Genomic DNA, 17,775 nt, shown 5'->3' with positions numbered 1-17,775 from the left:
AAGTTTTAAAATGAAAAAAAATGAAATACAAAATTTCAAAAATATTTTAGAAGAAAGAAAAAAAGCCATCTTAGAAAATTTGCAAAGCAATTCAAATGAAATCGAAGCTCTTCACAATAGCGTCCCAAGCGATAGTGTAGATTTTTCTGTCATAGAAACAGGCTCTCAAATTGACTTTGCTATCAGCACCAATCTCAAAGAAGAACTTATAGAAATCGAAGATTCTTTAGATAAAATCAAAAACGGCACTTATGGAATTTGCGAATCTTGCGATGATGAAATCGACTCTCAAAGACTAAAAGTCAAACCTCACGCAAGATATTGTATCACTTGCCGTCAAATTGCAGAACAAGGAAAAAAACATGAAAATTAAACTCTTCTTACTTGCAAGTTTTATTTATATAGCACTTATTTTTGCCTTTGCTTGGCATCTAGAACTAGGAAGCTATACTCTAAATATCAGCACTTATACCTTTGAACTACCTATTATGATATGGCTTGTTATTCCTTTATTTATTTATATGATTTTAGCCGTTTTACACATAGCATTTTATGGATTTTTGCGTTATTTAAAATTTAAGCATTTTTTTAAAGATGCAGCTAAATTTGAAGCTTATACTCAAGATTTACTCCTTGAAAAAGATCTTAAAACCACTTTTCAAACAAAAGAATTTAGATCTGTAGCACAACTTTTTAAAACCATAAAAACACATGAAAAAATTCCACACTCAAATAAAATCAATGAAATTTTAGATCTTATTGATGGTTTAAATAAAAACGAATTTTTTAACCTTAGCAAATTTAAACTCGAAAATAACAATGTTTTATATTTGCAAAATGAAAAAAATCATCTCAAAAATGATGCAAATTATGCCTATAACAAACTTAAAAACCTTAATGAAATCAAAGATGAATTTGAAGAAATTGCTTTTAACACTCTTATAGAAAAAGCTAGTTATGAGCAAATTAAAAATGTAAAAATCCCTAAAAAGCCTTCTGAAGTTCTCACACTTATCAAGCGTTTTAAAGAAGGAAATTTAGAACTTAGTGTAGCAGAATATGAAGTTTTACTTTCACACAACATATTAAGCGAAAAAGACTATCTTAACGCAGCAAAACTAAGTACTAAACTTTTAAATCCTGATGCTATTTTAGGAATTTTTAACAAAATTAAAAATGAAAAAAGCGAAGCTTTAAGAGCATATTTATATCTTTTGGCTGAATTTGGACTTTTGGATGAGTTAAGAGAACAAATTCACAATGATGATAAAAAATTTAATGATTTTAAAGCCTTTTTAGCCTTGCGTGAAAAAAATATCAAAATCGATCTAAATCAACTCATACAATGATAGATTTTAGCAAAAAACCCCTGTTTTTAGCCCCTATGGCAGGTTTTTCAGATCTGCCTTTTCGTAATGTAGTAAAAAAATTTGGTGCTGATATTACCATAAGTGAAATGATAAGTTCTAATGCCTTAGTTTATGAAAGTTCTAAAACTTTACATATGCTAGAAAGAGCTGAATTAGAAAATCCTTATATAGTCCAAATTGCAGGTGGAGATAAAGAAGTGCTAAAAAAAGCAGTGCAAATGCTAAATGAAATGGATTTTGTAGATGGGATCGATTTTAATTGCGGTTGCCCTGTAAATAAAGTTGTTAAACAATGTGCTGGCAGTGCTTTGCTAGAAAATTTAGAGCTTTTTAAAAATCTTGTAGGAGTGATTAAAGAAAACAATAAAAAAAGCCTTACAAGTGTGAAATTTCGACTAGGATTTAATGAAAAATATCCTGAAAAAATGGCTAAAATTTGTGAAAGCTTGGGGGTGGATTTTATAAGTATCCACGGACGCACAAGAAAACAGCTTTATAGCGGAAAAGCCGATTATGGATCCATTGCTAGTGCTAAAGCGAGCGTGAAAATTCCTGTGATTGCAAATGGCGATATTAACGCACAAAACGCTAAAGAAGTTTATAAAATCACAAAATGTGATGGACTCATGATAGGGCGTGCAAGCGTAGGAAATCCTTGGATATTTTATGAAATCAAAAGCGGTAAAAGTGTAGATGAAAAACTCAAAAAAGAAATCATACTCACTCATTTTGATGAAATGATAAAACACTACAAAGATCAAGGCGTAAGTATATTTCGCAAGCATTTACACGAGTATTCTAAAGGGCATAAAGACGCTTCAACCTTTAGAGATACCGTTAATCGTATCGACAATGTCGAAGAAATGCGAAAAAAAATAGAAGAATTTTTTAGTTTAACTTGATTGATTTTTATAATTTAAAAAATCTTAAGCCTTAATATCTATAATTTTTGCTGAAGTGTTTTGAGAAAGAATTTTATTAAATTCCCCTGCATTATCATTGCTAAAATTCATACCAAAAAGAATTTCTAGCTCATCGCTTGTGCCAAATTTAGTTTCTAGTAGTTTTCTTAAAAGCTCATTCATTTTATTATCATCTTTGTAGGTTTCGCTTTTACTTTCTACTTGTATAGGTTTGAAAGCTTTTTTGTCTTCTTCTGAAGTTTCTTGCAGTTTTTTCTGCGATGAATCAATATTGTTAAAATCAACAAAATATTTTTTTGAAGCTCAAGATATTTTTCTTTAAATTCATCTATACTTTTGCTTGTGTGAAAAATTTTAACATAAGCTTCATCATAACTCACGCCATCAATATGCATCCAACTAGGGTGTTTAGCATTTTCATCCATCCATTGAAATAAATTTTTAACTTCTGATTCTGGTAATTCATTGTTTCTAAGCTTATCTTCTATTGAACCCTCGACTAATTCTATTTTATCGCTGAATTTTTTAGAAATCTTATACAAATCTATCAAATCATTACCTAATTCTTCTCTTTGTTTTTTTGTAAGCTCGGGATTTCCATTTTCAATACTTTCATCTCTTATTTTGGTAAGTGTTTGCAAAGGATTGTTTCCAAAATATCTATTAAAAGAGCTTAGAGGAAATACTATCATCTTTATCACCTTGGAATAAATTTTATTCTAAAGTAAATCGGCAAAAATGATTTTTTTTAATATTTTTACTCATATATTTAAAATATAAAGCGCAAGTCTTCTAGCCCTTGAAAAAAATCTTACTTAATCTTCCAAAGTCCTTACAATCAAACTTTTAGGTAAATTAAAATGCTCTATAAGTTCTTTCTCTTTTTCTCTCATTTCTCCATTATCATTTTCATGATCAAAACCTAACAAATGAAGCATAGCGTGGATAAAAAGCAAGCTTATTTCTTCTTCATAGCTATGCCCTAACTCTTTAGCCTTTTCTTTTGCCAAATCCACATTGATCACAACAGAACCCAAAGGCAAACTCTCATCGATATTTTCAAGTGGAAAAGAAAGTACATCAGTGGTTTTATCTTGTTTTCTTTGCTCTAAGTTAATTTCTTGCATTTCTTTACTATCCACAAAGACAAGCTCCACATCTTTAGGACTTAAAAAACTTGCTATAGATTCTAAAAAATCACATTTTTCATCACTTAATATCATAAACCTTCCTTAATCAAATGATATAAATTTTCTATTTCTTCATCATCAAAAATCGCACAATTTTTACTACTATAAAATTGTTTTAGTTTTTTCTCTTCAAACTCAAATCCTAAAGCACATTGAGAATGCGAAGGTAAAAAAGCCCTTAGCAATGTAATGGAATTTTGAATTTTCTCATCACAGGCAAAACAAAAAAAATCTTTATGCAATCTTCCTTCAAATTCCAAAATTTTTAAATAAGCATCAACAATAACACGCTTTGGATTTTGTTTTTCAAACCTTTTCACACACTCATCAAGTAAATCAAAATAAAAACTATCAAGCTCTTCCACATCTTTTAAATGCCTATATAAAAGACGGATAAATTCTTGCCAAATAAGCATTTTATCCCTTTGCATAATCCATAAAAATCCCAAATGCAATACATCTTTAAGTCTTGGTAAAAAACTAGGATTTTCTTCTAAAGCAAAGTCGATTTTATAGCCGCTTAAAATACTAGAATGTCTAAGTCCATAAAAACGATAAGCCTTAATAAGCATTTTAGGACTTAAAATATAAACGATCAAATCCTCATCTTTAACTTTTTGAGTATGAAGTATAAAGCCTTGCATTAAACAATTTCAATACCATAAGCCCTAAGTATATCAAAAGCGGATTTTTCTAAATTTTCATCAAAACTTGCACTTAAATTTTGGTGTAAAATTATCCTTGCATTAGGCTTAGCACCAAAAGCTAAAATGATATTACAAAACACACAAATATGAGAAACAAGCCCTGCAAAATGAAGTTCTTCATAATCACTTTTTTGTATGAAATTAGCTAATTCTAAGCTACCAAAAGTATTTTTATAAAAAATTTTATGAGCTTTTTGTAAAAAAGGTTCAAATTCCTTTGGCATTTGCCAACCCAAACTCTCTTTAATGCAATGTTTTACAGGTAAATTTAAACCTTCTTTACTTTGTAGATAATGCTCATCATGCGTATCATAGGTTAAAAGCAAATGCGTGTTATTAAAATCGATTTGATTTAAGGCTTTAAGAATATTTTCTTTGATTTTTAAAGCCTTATCAAAACCTAAACTTCCATCAATAAAATCATTTTGATAATCCACTAAAACAAAAGCTTTTTTCATGCTTTTATGCCTTTTGAAGCCAAAAACTCTCCGTGTGTAAATTGGCAAAAGCGGTTTTTAAACTTGTAAAAAGCTTAGGATGATCTTTTTCTAAATTTGCTAAAAGCTGTTTAGCTTCTTCTCTAGCGTGTGGAAATTTTACATTTTTTTCACTGAGTTTCATACCAGGACAAAATTCATTTCCTATCACGCTAAGTTCATTTTGCGTAGCATTATCTCTAAGCTGTCTTTCACGCACAAAAATCAAAGGGCGTATCACAGTTATACCGCGTTTGCTTTGATAAATAGGTGCTAAGGTTCTTAAAGCTCCATTATGAATAAAATTCATAAAAAAGCTTTCTGCTGCATCATCTAAATGATGAGCTATAGCAAGCTTGTTAAAACCTTTTTCAAGAGCGTAAGTATATAAAGCTCCACGACGCATTCTCGAAAAATAACTACAAAAACTTGAATTTTCTCTTATGGTATCGCCTGAAACTTCATAAATATTTGAATCAAGCACGCTATGTTTAATGCCGTGTTCTTCACAATGTGCATGAAGATGAGAATAATCCTCGCCCATACCATAACTCAAAGTTACCGCTTCAAGTTCAAATTTAAAAGGAGCGTGAGCTTGCATACGATTTAAAAGATGGGCTAAAGCCAAAGAATCTTTCCCGCCACTAAGCCCTAAAAGAACCCTATCTCCATCTTTAATAAGTCCAAATTTAGCATTAGCTTGTGCAACTTGGCGTATGAGTTTTTTGCTAAGATTTATCATAATTTCTCGCACATTTTAAGCACAAAATTGGCTGAAATTTTAGCTGAATTGATCACAAACTCATCAAAATCAAATTCAGCCTTTTCCCCTGCTTTATCACTCATAGCTCTTAAGATAAAACAAGGCACCTTTAAAGCATCACAAACCAAAGCCACACTTGCGCCTTCCATTTCACAAGCATCCGCATTGAAAATTTCTCTAATTTTTGCTTTTTTTGCTTCATCGCAAATAAACTCATCACCCGTTGCAATAATGCCTGCACGAAGTTTGATATTTAATTCCTTAGCAACTTCTAAAGCAAGATTGTTTAATTTCTCATCGGTTTTGATAAAAATTTCATTACCTGGAACAAAACCCAAAGGATGTCCAAAAGCAGTAATATCAAGATCGTATTGAGCTAATTTTGTTGCATAAAGCAAATCGCCAATTTCAAGTTCAGGATTAAAAGCACCTGCAACTCCTGTAAAAAGCAAAGCTTGTGCGCCAAATTTTTCTATCATCACACTAGCACTAAGAGTAGAATTTACCTTGCCAATTTTAGAATACGCTAAAACAAGTTCATGGTTTTTATACTTTGCAAAATAATAAGTATTGTTAGCGTGTTCTATTTTCGTATAATCTTTAAGTGTTTCAAGCAAAGGAGTGATTTCTTCACTCATGGCTCCTAAAATTGCTATTTTCATCATACAACCTTTAAAAATTCATCAATATCATTCATATTTGTTAAAGCATAAGTTTCTTTTGAAGTGATTTTTTTATTCAAACCCTTAAGCACACTTGCGCCAAATTCTATGAAATAATCTACTTCATTTTCACATGCCTTAATGCTTTGTTTATAAAGCACAGGAGAGATAAGTTGTGCTTTTAAAAGCTCAAGGGCTTCTTCTTTGCTTGTATAAATTTTGGCATTTGCATTAGAAATTACGGCTTTAAAATTTGGTTTTAACACCTTTTCAAGCTCCACACAAAGCTTAGCTGAAGCATTTTCCAAAAGAGGACAATGACTTGCCACGCTCATATTTAAAAGCATAGCTCTTTTAGCTCCTGCTTCTTTAAATACACTTTCATAACTTGCTAAATCAGGTTTTAAACCTGCTACAACGATTTGTCCATCGCAGTTATAATTTGCAGCGAAAATTTGCTTGTTTTCTTTTTGTGCTTTTTGACAAAGCTCTTCAACCTTTTCATCATCAAGCCCCAAAACCACCATCATACCTGCTTCAACTTTTGCACAATCTTCTTGCATGAAAAGCCCTCTTTTATTGACCAAAGAAAGAGCCTCTAAAAAATCAAAAGCACCATTGACAGCTAAGGCTGAAAATTCTCCCAAAGAATGCCCTAAAGCAAATTTCGAACTTAAATCAGGTTTTTTTTCAAGTAAAACACTATAAGCCATTAAGGAATTTAAAACGATGGCGGGTTGAGTAAATTCACTTTGATTGAGTTTTTCGTTTTCTTCAAAAAGCAAATGTTTAAAATCAATCTTACAAAAATCACTTGCGTTTTGAAGGAGTTCTTTGGCTTTTATAGAGTTTTCATAAAAATCTTTTCCCATGCCAAGACTTTGAGAGCCTTGACCTGGAAATATAAACGCAGCATTCATTAATGACAACCGCAACCGCCGCCACCACAGCAACCGCCGCCACCATGTCCATGTCCGTGATGATGATCGTGTCCATGTCCGCTTCCACAACCACAACTATGACTTCCTGCGATAATACCTGTAAGAATTTCATCTTCACTCGCAGCTCTAGCATCTACGATATTTAAAGAAAAAAGCAAATCACGACCTGCATAAGGATGATTATAATCAATTGTCACATCATTTTCACCAATTTCTTTTACAGTTACACGAACGGTTTCGCCATTTTCACCTTCGCCAAAAAGCTCCATACCTACTTTTAAATCAATACCTGCAAATTGCTCTTTTGGTAAAGTTTGAACGGCATTTTCATCGTATTCGCCTAAACCTTTTTCTTTTTTAATTACCACATCAGCATTGCTAGGGCAATCAAGCTTCATCACTTCTTCTTCTAAGCTTTCTAAAATCTGACCTTTGCCTAAAATAAAAGAAATAGGTTGAGAATATAAATTTGATTCTAAAACTTCATTTGTATTTGCATCTTTTAACTCATAAAACATTGAAACTACACTATTTTTTTCTATAGCCATTTTATCTCCTTAATTTATTTTCTATTAGGTGAAGCTTTTGCTTCGGGTGAATTTGGATAATTAGTTTTTAAAGCTTTATAAAAACCATTTGCTGTTTTTGTATCACCTGTTTTATCCAATGAAATGGCAGTATGATATAAAAGTTTTGGGAAATAATCTCCTTTTGTACTCAAAGAAGAACTTTTTTTATAATAAACAATAGCATTGTTATAATTTTTTTGTTTATACTCGATCTCCCCTAACCAAAAATTTGCTCTTGCAGGTTTATACTGCTTTGTTATGAGAAAATTTAATTTTGCTTTGGAATCTTCAAAAGCATTTTTATCAACATCTTTTATCGCTAATTCTAAAATTTCATTATTTTTTTTCTTTTTCCAAGATTCATCAATTTGTTTTGCTTTATCATCTTGGGTATTTTGAGTATTATTGTTTTCAATGGTACTATTTGAATCTGTAGTTGAAACAACAACACTAGGTGTAATAGTTTTAACGCTTAAATTTGCATCATTTAATTCGTTTTTAGAAACATAATTTGCATTAATAGCATCTACTAAAGAACTAAGTTCGGCTAAAACTTTTTTTACTTGCTTATTATTAGCTTCTTGAATTTTTCTACTTTCTTCAACATAAGCCTTTAATTTTTGAATTTCACTAGTAAAATTATTTTCAATATTTTGATTATTCTCTTCAACTTGACTTAATCTAGAATTTGATTTGGCATATTGAGAATTTATACCTTCTAAAGTGCTTTGTAAACCCTCGATTCTTTCGTTAATTTCATTAATTCTAGCATTTGTTTGTATATTTTCATTATTTAAATTATCTAACTTTTCTTTAAATAATTTTTCATTTGAAGTTAAACCATAAGAAGAATTGCTTGTTATATCTCCTGCACCAAAAGCTGAGCTTTCTGCATAAAGTAAAGTAGCTCCAAGAAGAGCTACTGTGAATATTTTTTTCATTAATTATCTTGATAATTTAAATTCAGCACGTCTATTTTGCGCATCGCAAGCTTTAGTTTTTTCAGTGCACACAGGATTTGTTTCTCCATAGCTTTTAACAGCAATTCTATCAGCATTTACACCTTTAGCGATTAAAGCTTCTTTTACAGCTTTTGCTCTTTTTAAACCTAGAGCTTGGTTATATTCATCGGTTCCCCACTCATCGCAGTTTCCTTCAACAATAATACTTACACCGCTTACTTCAGTGTTAAAAATATTAGCATTTGTGCTTACAACATTTTGCATATCAGGACGAATGTTGAATTTATCAAAATCAAAATATACTTTATTTAAAGTATCATTAAGTTGAGAAATTTTTGAATCAATATCCCAACCATCACTTCCACCTGAACCACGATTTGAATCAACACTACTATCACCGCTTACGCTAGTGCTTTTTGTGCTACAACCACTAATAACAACTGCAAGAGCTGCGATTGAAGTAAAAAGAATTTTTTTCATTTATGACCTTTCAAAGTTAATAAATTCTTATTATTATATCTAATTTTTAATTAATTTTAACCTAAAATTGAAATTTTTACCAATCAATTGATTGAATTTTTCCAACCCTAAGAGGAAAATAAAAAGTCTTATTTGCATTTACACGAATAACACCCAAAGCACTTTGCGCACCTAAATATTTGATAAATACTATACTTCCACCATCACTAGAAAATCTTGGAAATAAATTTTTTCCATTTGCTGTAAGTTGACGAATATAATCACTATTAATTGACATCAAATAAATATTAAAAACACCTGCTTGATTTGGTTCACGACTTGAATAAACCAAAAAATCTTTATAAGTCGAAACAGCCGAATTGTTTCTACCATGAAAAACAACTTGTTCAGCACTATTGCTATTTAAATCTTGCATAAAAATATTAGGATATCCTAAACGATCGCTTACAAATACCACTTTACTATCATCTGAGCCAATAAAATTTCCATTAACATCAATACCAGAATAATTAGTTAATTGTGTTAGATTTTTGGTATTTAAGTCATATAAATAAACATCAGGCTGATCTTTTGGAGCCATGGTAACAAGTAGTTTACTTCCATCTACATTCACATCACTTGCTACAACCATACCGCCACTTGATAAAATTTTACTAGCTTTATTGGTATTTAAATCATAACGGTATAAAGTTGGCTTATCATGATCATAAGCTGTATAATAAAATAGAGTTTGTTCTTTATTTCCCCATTTTGGAAATAAATTAAGTCCACCATCAACAATAACTTTTTGATAAGTTAAAGTATAATCAGCCATAATAATTTGACTTTTTTTAGAGCTAGAATTTCTCGCGATCAAAATTTTATGATCCATCCAATCAACAGGTGCAAGTCCTAACGCATTTACAGAAGCTTTGACACTTTTATGTGCCAAAAATGGATATTGCTCTAAACCATTTAAAGTATAAGTTTGCTCTGACTTATCAGAACCGCCAGCTTTTATTTTTACATTTAAACTCAAAGTGTTACCATTTTTATTTAAAGTGTATTCAAAAATATAATTACTTGTCTCAGTTGCATTAGCAACAACTTCAAAGTTTGAACTTACTTTCAAATCGTTCACAATGATATTATAAAAGCTTTTCTTTAAATTCTCATCACTTAAATTTGAATTGTCTTTAACAATAATCTTTGGTAAAACTACACCAGAATTAACAACATCAATCACTGGATCTTCTGCCCAAAGACTTCCTAAAAAGACTAAAAAAATTGCTACAATTTTTTTCATTTTTTTCTCCTAATCATTTTTAACTTTTACTTCATCTCTTAAATTCATGGTAATGCTTATATTTTTATTTTGCGGAGGATAAGTAATAAATTTACCTTTTTGACTTTCTAAAAATTCAGCCACTTTAGCATCATATAAAGGATTCCCACTTTTTTCAACTGAAGTATAGCCAAATTTTCCATTTTCATCAATAAAAATTTTTACCTTAACAGAAATTTTTTCACTATTTGGATAATACTGAGTCCATCTTTGAGTGATAATACGCACAACTTTCCCTAAAAATTCATCATAAATTCCAATCTTTTGCGCCTTTGTGCTTTCGCCTTGCGTTGAACTTTCTTCTTGAAGTAAACTATCATTAAGTTGTTTTACAAGTTCAGAAGCTTGAGGTTTTGGGGCACTAGAAATTCCTGATTTAGCACTTGATTGAATTTTTGTAGTCTTTTCTTCTTGTATTTCTTTAATATTTCCAAAAAGCTCATTAAAATTACTTGCCTTTTGGTCAATATCTTCAGTTTTAACTGTTTTATTTGTAGTCTGAGCAAAAAGCTTTTCTATATCAATTTGCTCTGTTGGTTTTTGTATTTCTTTAGGAGTGTTGCTTTGAGTAATAACTTGTTTTGATGGTTCAGCAAGTTCAATATCTACAAAACTATCTTTTATATCAGTATATTGTATAGCAGGTTCAACCTCGCTTACAAGTCTAAAAAAAACAAGAATTACTATACTAATATATATTGCTAAAGCAAGTAAAAACGAATTTAAATTACTCAAACCATAATTTTTCATGATTATTCAGTCTGTAAAGCAACTTTATTAAATCCTAAATTTTTTACACTTCTTAAGACTGAAATAACATCGTCATATTTTAAGCTTTTATCAGCGCGTATAAAAACCGGATCTTCGGTATTAAATTGTGCTTTTCTTTGAGCAAGATTGTCAGCAAAACTTATAAAATCGTATTTTTCTTGATTTAAAAAAATTTCTTTTTTTGCATTAATACTAATAATTAAACTCTTAACAGTTGGAGTGCTGGTATTTTTTTGACTACCTTGTGGAAGATTAATTTTTTCTTCATAAGTAATGCTTGGAGCTGTTACCATTAAAATCGCAAGCAATACAAGCATAATATCTACTAAAGGTGTGATATTAAGTTCAGGTTTTTCATCATCAAATGGCATTTTTAACCTTATTTACTCGAACTTATAACTTTAATCTCGCTATCAATAATGCTTAAAAGTTCAAAAGCTTTTCTTTTAATGATGAGATGAAATGTATAAGCAGGAATTGCTACTAAAATACCACAACCTGTAGCAACTAAAGCCTCGCTGATTTTAGGAGCTATGATACTTAAAGAATTTTGAGTTCCAAGCCCACCAAAAGTTTCAAGTATAGAAATAACTGTCCCAAAAAGACCTATAAAAGGTGAAGTTGAAGCAATAATACTAAGCCAAGTAAGTCCAGCAGAAGCGCGGCGACTTGCTAAATTTTTATAGATTTCTAAATGATTTGAAGTTGTATCATTACATTTTCTTAAAATCGAATCAGTACGACTTAAATCCTTCTCACCCAAGAGCAAAGTTTCTAAACTTTCTTTTTCTTTATTTCTCCATGTAGCCAAATAAGTCAATCTAGCAAACAAAATACTAAATGCTAAAATAAAATATAAAGAAAGCCATAATAAAACTATATAAGTAATAATACTTGAACTATTGAAAAAATGAAATATAGCTTCAAAATTCATTAATGCATCCTTGCATTATCAAGTTTTGAAAAAGTTGCTGCTAAAGCTGCATTATCAGAACTCATAGATTTAATCAAATCTTTTGCTTGAGCAAGATTTTTTTCAATCTCACTTTCATCACTTCCACAAACCCAAACCGCACCCTTTGCTAACACGCAAATCTTATCTTCATCTACCTTTGCATGTCCAGCATCAATAGCAATTAATTCATGGTTTAAATCAGCTTTTTCAATATCAATTACTCCAGATTTTAAAGAAGAAACCAAAGCAGCATGTCCTTTAAGCACGCCAAATTCTCCTTCACTACCCGGTAAAGTAACAGATTTTACTTCTCCTTGATAGATTACACCCAAAGGCGTAACTATCTCGAAATTAATCAAATCGTTCATAAATTAACCTTTTAATTTATCCGCTTTTGCAATAGCTTCATCTATATTTCCAACCATATAGAAAGCATTTTCTGGTAAATGATCATATTTACCTTCTAAAATTCCCTTAAATCCTGCTATTGTATCTTCAAGGCTTATATATTTTCCTGGGCTACCTGTGAAAACTTCTGCAACGAAAAATGGTTGTGATAAGAATTTTTCAATCTTTCTTGCTCTTTCAACTACAAGTTTATCCTCTTCGCTAAGCTCATCCATACCTAAAATGGCGATGATATCTTGTAAATCTTTGTATTTTTGAAGCACTGATTGAACACCACGAGCAACTTTATAATGTTCTTCTCCAATGATATTTGGGTCAAGCATTCTTGAAGTTGAGTCAAGTGGGTCAACTGCAGGATAAATACCCTTTTCAGCAATAGCTCTATTTAAAACCGTTGTAGCATCTAAGTGAGCAAAAACAGTTGCTGGAGCTGGGTCTGTTAAGTCATCAGCTGGAACGTAAACAGCTTGAACTGAAGTGATTGAGCCTTTTTTAGTTGAAGTAATTCTTTCTTGGAATTTACCCATTTCACTTGCTAAGGTTGGTTGATAACCCACAGCTGATGGAATTCTTCCTAAAAGTGCTGACATTTCAGAACCTGATTGTGAAAATCTAAAGATATTATCAATAAACATAAGCACATCAAGACCCATTTCATCTCTAAAATACTCAGCCATTGTTAAACCTGTTAAAGCAATACGATTTCTTGCCCCTGGTGGTTCATTCATTTGTCCATAACATAGAGCAACTTTGTCTAAAACATTACTTTCTTTCATTTCATTATAAAGGTCATTTCCTTCACGAGTTCTCTCACCCACACCTGCAAATACAGAATAGCCGCTATGCTTAAATGCAACATTGTGAATAAGCTCCATAATAATAACAGTTTTACCAACACCTGCACCACCAAAAAGACCTACTTTACCACCTTTTGCATAAGGAGCAAGTAAATCTACAACTTTAATCCCTGTTTCAAAAATCTCACTTTTTGTGCTTTGATCTTCAAAAGCTGGTGGATCTCTATGAATTGCCCATTTTTTATCAAAAGAAATTTCTTCACCTTCATCGATCAAATCTCCAGTAACATTGAAAATTCTTCCTAAAACTTTCTCACCAACAGGAACACTAATGGGAGCACCTAAAGCCTCAGCTTTTAAGCCCCTTACCAAACCATCTGTCATATCCATAGCAATAGTTCTAACTCTATTATCTCCTAAATGAGCTGCTACTTCTAAAACAAGTTTATGTTTTTTTCCTTCGCTTTCAAAATTTACAACAATTGCTTCATTAATTTGAGGCAAATAGTCGTTAAAATCTACATCAACAACCGGACCTAATACCTGTGAAATAAATCCTTGCATTATTTATCTTCTCCTTAAAATTTTACTATTTCATTGATTCAACACCACTGATAATCTCTATAAGCTCAGTAGTAATGGATTCTTGTCTTGCTTTGTTATAAGCTAAATTTAGTTGTTTCACTCTTGCCTTTGCGTTATTAGTTGCATTATCCATAGCTTGCATTCTTGCGCTATGCTCTGCCGCCAAAGAATCGATTAACGCATAATACATATTATACTCAAAATACGTTTTCATTAAATCTTTTAAAAGCTCAGTTCCTTCCGGTTCAAGCTCTAAAAGAGAATTATGAGTCTGTTCAATACTCTTTGGCTCAACTGGAATAAGATGATTAATTTTAAGTTCTTGGGTAATCATATTTTTATAACCATTATGAACTAAAATCACTTCATCTGTATTTCCATTTAAAAAATCATCTACAGCAGCATGAATTACTTCACATGCTTTCTCATAATCAGGACTAGAACTAAGATGGAAATATTTCTCTAACAATTCTATTTTTTGAAAATTAAAATATTCAATCCCAGTTTTACCTATAGCTCTAAGACGAATATTAATATTTTTTGCTTCATATTCTTTTAGCATTTCACTTACTGTTTTTAAAGTCTTAATATTAAAACCACCGCATAAGCCTTTATCTGCAGTGATAAATATTAAATCTACGGTTTTAATTTGTTCTTTTTTATGAAACAAAGATAAACGCACATCATCTTCATTGTGAACAATTTTATTGATCTGAAATGAAATTTCACTCAAAATTTCATCGATTTTTTGTGCATAAATTTTTGATCTTTTAGCTGCTTCTTCTGCTTTTTTTAACTTAGCAGTAGAAACTAGCTTCATAGCATTTGTAGTCTTTTGAGTGTTATGAACACTTTTAATTTTTCTTTTAATTTCTTTTAAATTAGACATAAAAGACCTTATAAATGATTTGCTTTAAACTCATTAATGGCTTTAGCTAGTTTTTCTTCCAAATCAGAATCTAAAGCTTTTTTAGAGCGAATTTGCTCAAAAATATCTGGATGTTTTGCCTCAATAAAAGGATAAATTCCATCTTCAAATTCCTTAATTCTAGAAACAGCAATATCATCTAAGAAACCTTTGGTTCCTGCAAAAATTAAAACTACTTGTTTTTCAACGCTAAGCGGAGAATAAGGTGGTTGTTTTAAAAGTTCAACCATTCTTTGTCCACGTTCAAGTTGTTTTCTACTTGCCTCATCTAAATCACTAGCAAATTGTGCAAAAGCTTGAAGCTCTCTATATTGAGCAAGGTCAAGTCTTAATGTGCCTGAAACTTGTTTTGTAGCTTTAATTTGAGCAGCCCCACCTACACGAGATACTGATAAACCAACATTAATTGCAGGACGAATTCCTGAGTTAAATAAATCAGTTTCTAAGAAAATTTGTCCATCTGTAATTGAAATAACATTAGTTGGAATATAAGCAGAAACATCTCCTGCTTGTGTTTCAATTATCGGCAATGCCGTCAAAGAACCAGCACCTAATTCATCATTTAGCTTGCTTGCTCTTTCAAGCAATCTTGAATGAAGGTAAAAAACATCACCTGGATAAGCTTCACGACCTGGAGGACGACGTAAAATCAAAGACATTTCGCGATAAGCTACAGCATGCTTGCTCAAATCATCATAAACAATTAAAGCATGTTTTGCGTTGTCTCTAAAAAATTCACCCATGGTTACACCAGTATATGGAGCTAAGTACTGTAAAGCCGCAGGATCTGAAGCACCGGCATTTACAACAATAGTATATTCCATAGCACCATGTTCTTCTAGTCTTTTAACCACTTGTGCCACTGTACTTTGCTTTTGACCAATTGCAACATATATACAGATAACTCCTTGACCTCTTTGAGATATAATAGTATCAACAGCAACAGTAGTTTTACCTGTTTGTCTATCACCTATGATAAGCTCTCTTTGACCACGACCAATTGGCACAAGCGCATCAATAGCTTTAATTCCTGTATGTAAAGGCTCATGAACACTTTTTCTCGCCATAATACCTTTTGCTTTTTCTTCAACAAAACGATATTCATTAGCATTGATCACACCTTTAGCATCAATTGGCTCACCTAAAGCATTTACAACACGGCCAATCAAAGCCTCACCTACTGGAACTTTAAGTAATTTCTTAAGTCTTTTTACAGAAGCACCTTCTTTTAAACCTTCTCCTTTTCCAAGTATAACAATACCTACACTCGACTCTTCAAGGTTTAAGGCCATTCCTTTATCACCATTTTCAAATTCTACCATTTCTCCAGCCATAATATTCTTAAGTCCATATACCTTAGCAACACCATCAGCTACAGAAATAATCTTTCCTGTTTCTTCAATTTCAAGATTTAAATCAAAATTTTCAATTCTTTCTTTGATTATTGAACTGATCTCATCAGCTTTAAATTTCATTTACTTTTTCTCCTTAGATAATTTTCAATATATATTCGTTTAGCTTATTTTGAAGAGCTTTCATAGAAAAAGAAAGTTCATAACCTAATTCTTCTAATTCTATTTTAACACTATCATCTTGACTGATTTTATTATTTAGTTTAATATTTGCATCAAATTTTTTGTTAAGTTTGACTTCAAGATCTTTAAGATTTTCTTGACTTAATTTTTCTTTAGAATATACAATACCAACAAAAATATTTTCTTTAAAAGCTTTTTGTCTTTCAAGTTCTTTAACTATTTGAGGAATGCATTCTAATCTTGAATTTTCAATCAAAAGTCTTAAAAAATTTTGAAAACTAGAATTTTTAATATCAAAAAAAGAATCAAGAAATTCCATTTTTCTTTCTTTTTTAATCTCATTAGATTCTATAATATTTTTAAATTTTGGCAAAACAAAAGCAGAATTTAAAATACACAAATTCTGATAAAAATCATTTATATCAGCTCTTGAAGCTATCGCTTTTGCATATCTTCTTGCAATTATATTTTCCATATTTAAGATACCTTCTTCATCATAAGTTCTATTATTTCACTCTGTTTTAATGTCATATTTGGATCAGAAAAAATTTCATTTAAAGTATTTGATACTAATTCTTTTTCCATTTTTCTAAATTCATAATCTTTTTGTTCCTCAAAATGTTTTTGAAGTAAATCTAACTCATCTTGAGTCTCTTTCTTAATATTTTGAACTAAAATTTCAGCTTCTTTTTTTGCTGTAATTAAAGCGGCAGCAGCACTTGCCTTAGCTTCTTCAAGTTTTTTCATCGTGTCTAATTTCTTAGCTTTACTTTCTAAAAGTTTTTTTTGAATTTCATCAAGTTTAGAAGAAATTTTTACAATACGGTTTTTGTAAAAATTTTTAAATGGAGTTGCAACAAAATAATACAATATAGCTACAAAAATTAGAAAATTAATAGTCCTTGGAATAATATCATATTCTCCACTACCGTTTGATGCACCAAAAGCATACAAAGGTAGCAAAAATATAATAAAGAATAACTTACTCATTTCTCTCCTCTTAAATTTTCTTTATGTTATTTTGCAAAGCTTGCTTAAGCTCAGATAAATGTATGTTTAAATGTTCTTGCAACTCTTTTTTTTGAACGGCTAAATCTGCATAAAAACTGGCCATTTTTCTTTCTAATTCTTCTTTCTTGCTTCTAAGAATTTGCTCTGCCTCTTCTTTAGCAGCAGCTATAGCACTTTGTTTAATTTTTTGAATTTCTTCTCTAGTGTTAATATGAATAGCTTCTAATTCATCATTCACACCTAAAACTTCTTGAGAATTTTCTTTTACTTTATTCTCATCATTTTTTATAGAATCATTTCTTTCATCCATAAATTTTAAAAGCGGCTTATACAGCATACTATTTAAAATAACTATCATAGCTAAAAAAATAGCCATAGTAGCAAGCATTATGGAAGGATGCATATCTTCAAACATAAT

General features: G+C 30.8%; 23 protein-coding genes and 1 pseudogene. 3 read left to right on the top strand and 21 right to left on the bottom strand.

Going from position 1 to position 17,775, the window contains the following annotated elements; genetic code table 11:
* The first annotated feature begins 10 nt into the window (after positions 1-10).
* The 3 genes from dksA to FBE96_RS00615 are packed head-to-tail and all read left to right on the top strand — an operon-like array spanning position 11 to position 2,272.
* Positions 11-373, top strand: a complete 363-nt coding sequence (dksA, locus tag FBE96_RS00625) for a molecular chaperone DnaK suppressor DksA (RefSeq protein WP_002851949.1) — start codon at positions 11-13, stop codon at positions 371-373.
* Positions 363-1,349: a hypothetical protein gene (locus tag FBE96_RS00620; RefSeq protein WP_002851806.1), complete on the top strand. Its 987-nt coding sequence runs from the start codon at positions 363-365 to the stop codon at positions 1,347-1,349. Before dksA ends, FBE96_RS00620 begins: the two co-directional genes overlap by 11 nt.
* Positions 1,346-2,272 carry a tRNA-dihydrouridine synthase gene (locus FBE96_RS00615; protein ID WP_002851926.1) on the top strand — a complete coding sequence of 309 codons (927 nt, stop codon included), beginning with the start codon at positions 1,346-1,348 and terminating at the stop codon, positions 2,270-2,272. Before FBE96_RS00620 ends, FBE96_RS00615 begins: the two co-directional genes overlap by 4 nt.
* A gap of 24 nt (positions 2,273-2,296) precedes the next feature.
* Here FBE96_RS00615 and FBE96_RS00610 read toward each other — a convergent pair.
* From FBE96_RS00610 to FBE96_RS00510, 21 genes and pseudogenes are all read right to left on the bottom strand, one after another.
* Positions 2,297-2,985, bottom strand: a pseudogene (locus tag FBE96_RS00610) (hypothetical protein).
* A 123-nt stretch (positions 2,986-3,108) separates the two neighbouring features.
* Positions 3,109-3,516, bottom strand: coding sequence for an rRNA maturation RNase YbeY (ybeY, locus tag FBE96_RS00605; protein ID WP_002851664.1), 408 nt, complete (start codon positions 3,514-3,516; stop codon positions 3,109-3,111).
* Positions 3,513-4,127, bottom strand: coding sequence for a recombination protein RecO (recO, locus tag FBE96_RS00600; RefSeq protein WP_002851895.1), 615 nt, complete (start codon positions 4,125-4,127; stop codon positions 3,513-3,515). Before recO ends, ybeY begins: the two co-directional genes overlap by 4 nt.
* Complete coding sequence (locus FBE96_RS00595) at positions 4,127-4,648, bottom strand: cysteine hydrolase family protein (protein ID WP_002785057.1); 522 nt, start codon at positions 4,646-4,648, stop codon at positions 4,127-4,129. The genes recO and FBE96_RS00595 overlap by 1 nt, the downstream gene beginning before the upstream one ends.
* A 4-nt stretch (positions 4,649-4,652) precedes the next feature.
* A complete protein-coding gene (locus FBE96_RS00590) occupies positions 4,653-5,408 on the bottom strand; it encodes a tRNA 2-thiocytidine(32) synthetase TtcA (RefSeq protein WP_002851719.1) in 756 nt (251 codons plus the stop codon).
* On the bottom strand, positions 5,405-6,094 hold the full coding sequence (gene pfs / locus FBE96_RS00585; RefSeq protein WP_002859787.1) for an aminodeoxyfutalosine nucleosidase: 690 nt from the start codon (positions 6,092-6,094) through the stop codon (positions 5,405-5,407). Before pfs ends, FBE96_RS00590 begins: the two co-directional genes overlap by 4 nt.
* Positions 6,091-6,963 carry an ACP S-malonyltransferase gene (locus tag FBE96_RS00580; protein WP_229151379.1) on the bottom strand — a complete coding sequence of 291 codons (873 nt, stop codon included), beginning with the start codon at positions 6,961-6,963 and terminating at the stop codon, positions 6,091-6,093. Before FBE96_RS00580 ends, pfs begins: the two co-directional genes overlap by 4 nt.
* Positions 6,964-7,010: 47 nt before the next feature.
* Positions 7,011-7,580 carry a peptidylprolyl isomerase gene (locus FBE96_RS00575; RefSeq protein WP_002851661.1) on the bottom strand — a complete coding sequence of 190 codons (570 nt, stop codon included), beginning with the start codon at positions 7,578-7,580 and terminating at the stop codon, positions 7,011-7,013.
* A 14-nt stretch (positions 7,581-7,594) separates the two neighbouring features.
* On the bottom strand, positions 7,595-8,542 hold the full coding sequence (locus FBE96_RS00570) for a tetratricopeptide repeat protein (protein ID WP_002851738.1): 948 nt from the start codon (positions 8,540-8,542) through the stop codon (positions 7,595-7,597).
* Between the two features lie 3 nt (positions 8,543-8,545).
* On the bottom strand, positions 8,546-9,043 hold the full coding sequence (gene pal, locus FBE96_RS00565) for a peptidoglycan-associated lipoprotein Pal (protein ID WP_002871918.1): 498 nt from the start codon (positions 9,041-9,043) through the stop codon (positions 8,546-8,548).
* 76 nt (positions 9,044-9,119) lie between these two features.
* Positions 9,120-10,328, bottom strand: coding sequence for a Tol-Pal system protein TolB (gene tolB / locus FBE96_RS00560; protein WP_002858647.1), 1,209 nt, complete (start codon positions 10,326-10,328; stop codon positions 9,120-9,122).
* A 9-nt stretch (positions 10,329-10,337) separates the two neighbouring features.
* A complete protein-coding gene (locus tag FBE96_RS00555) occupies positions 10,338-11,117 on the bottom strand; it encodes a TonB C-terminal domain-containing protein (RefSeq protein WP_002859784.1) in 780 nt (259 codons plus the stop codon).
* 2 nt (positions 11,118-11,119) lie between these two features.
* Positions 11,120-11,509 (bottom strand): ExbD/TolR family protein, encoded by a 390-nt coding sequence (locus tag FBE96_RS00550; RefSeq protein ID WP_002858790.1) that lies wholly within the window; start codon positions 11,507-11,509, stop codon positions 11,120-11,122.
* 8 nt (positions 11,510-11,517) lie between these two features.
* Positions 11,518-12,072, bottom strand: a complete 555-nt coding sequence (locus FBE96_RS00545) for a MotA/TolQ/ExbB proton channel family protein (protein ID WP_002854361.1) — start codon at positions 12,070-12,072, stop codon at positions 11,518-11,520.
* Positions 12,072-12,461, bottom strand: a complete 390-nt coding sequence (gene atpC, locus FBE96_RS00540) for an ATP synthase F1 subunit epsilon (RefSeq protein ID WP_002851752.1) — start codon at positions 12,459-12,461, stop codon at positions 12,072-12,074. The genes FBE96_RS00545 and atpC overlap by 1 nt, the downstream gene beginning before the upstream one ends.
* Positions 12,462-12,464: 3 nt before the next feature.
* Positions 12,465-13,862: a F0F1 ATP synthase subunit beta gene (gene atpD / locus FBE96_RS00535; RefSeq protein WP_002852005.1), complete on the bottom strand. Its 1,398-nt coding sequence runs from the start codon at positions 13,860-13,862 to the stop codon at positions 12,465-12,467.
* Positions 13,863-13,887: 25 nt separating this feature from the next.
* Positions 13,888-14,772, bottom strand: coding sequence for an ATP synthase F1 subunit gamma (gene atpG / locus FBE96_RS00530; RefSeq protein WP_002851834.1), 885 nt, complete (start codon positions 14,770-14,772; stop codon positions 13,888-13,890).
* An 8-nt stretch (positions 14,773-14,780) separates the two neighbouring features.
* Positions 14,781-16,286: a F0F1 ATP synthase subunit alpha gene (atpA, locus tag FBE96_RS00525; RefSeq protein ID WP_002851836.1), complete on the bottom strand. Its 1,506-nt coding sequence runs from the start codon at positions 16,284-16,286 to the stop codon at positions 14,781-14,783.
* Positions 16,287-16,299: 13 nt separating this feature from the next.
* Positions 16,300-16,821, bottom strand: coding sequence for a F0F1 ATP synthase subunit delta (locus FBE96_RS00520; RefSeq protein ID WP_002851861.1), 522 nt, complete (start codon positions 16,819-16,821; stop codon positions 16,300-16,302).
* A 2-nt stretch (positions 16,822-16,823) separates the two neighbouring features.
* Entirely contained in the window at positions 16,824-17,336 is a 513-nt protein-coding gene (locus FBE96_RS00515; RefSeq protein WP_002851681.1) for a F0F1 ATP synthase subunit B, read from the bottom strand.
* Positions 17,337-17,346: 10 nt separating this feature from the next.
* Positions 17,347-17,772, bottom strand: coding sequence for a FoF1 ATP synthase subunit B' (locus FBE96_RS00510; protein WP_002851812.1), 426 nt, complete (start codon positions 17,770-17,772; stop codon positions 17,347-17,349).
* Positions 17,773-17,775 lie beyond the last annotated feature (3 nt).

Origin of the sequence: Campylobacter sp. CFSAN093241 (genome assembly GCF_012889595.1) — a bacterium.
GTDB classification, from domain to species: Bacteria; Campylobacterota; Campylobacteria; order Campylobacterales; family Campylobacteraceae; genus Campylobacter_D; species Campylobacter_D jejuni.
Note: the sequence above shows the minus strand (reverse complement) of the source record. Positions and strands in the feature narration are given on the sequence as shown.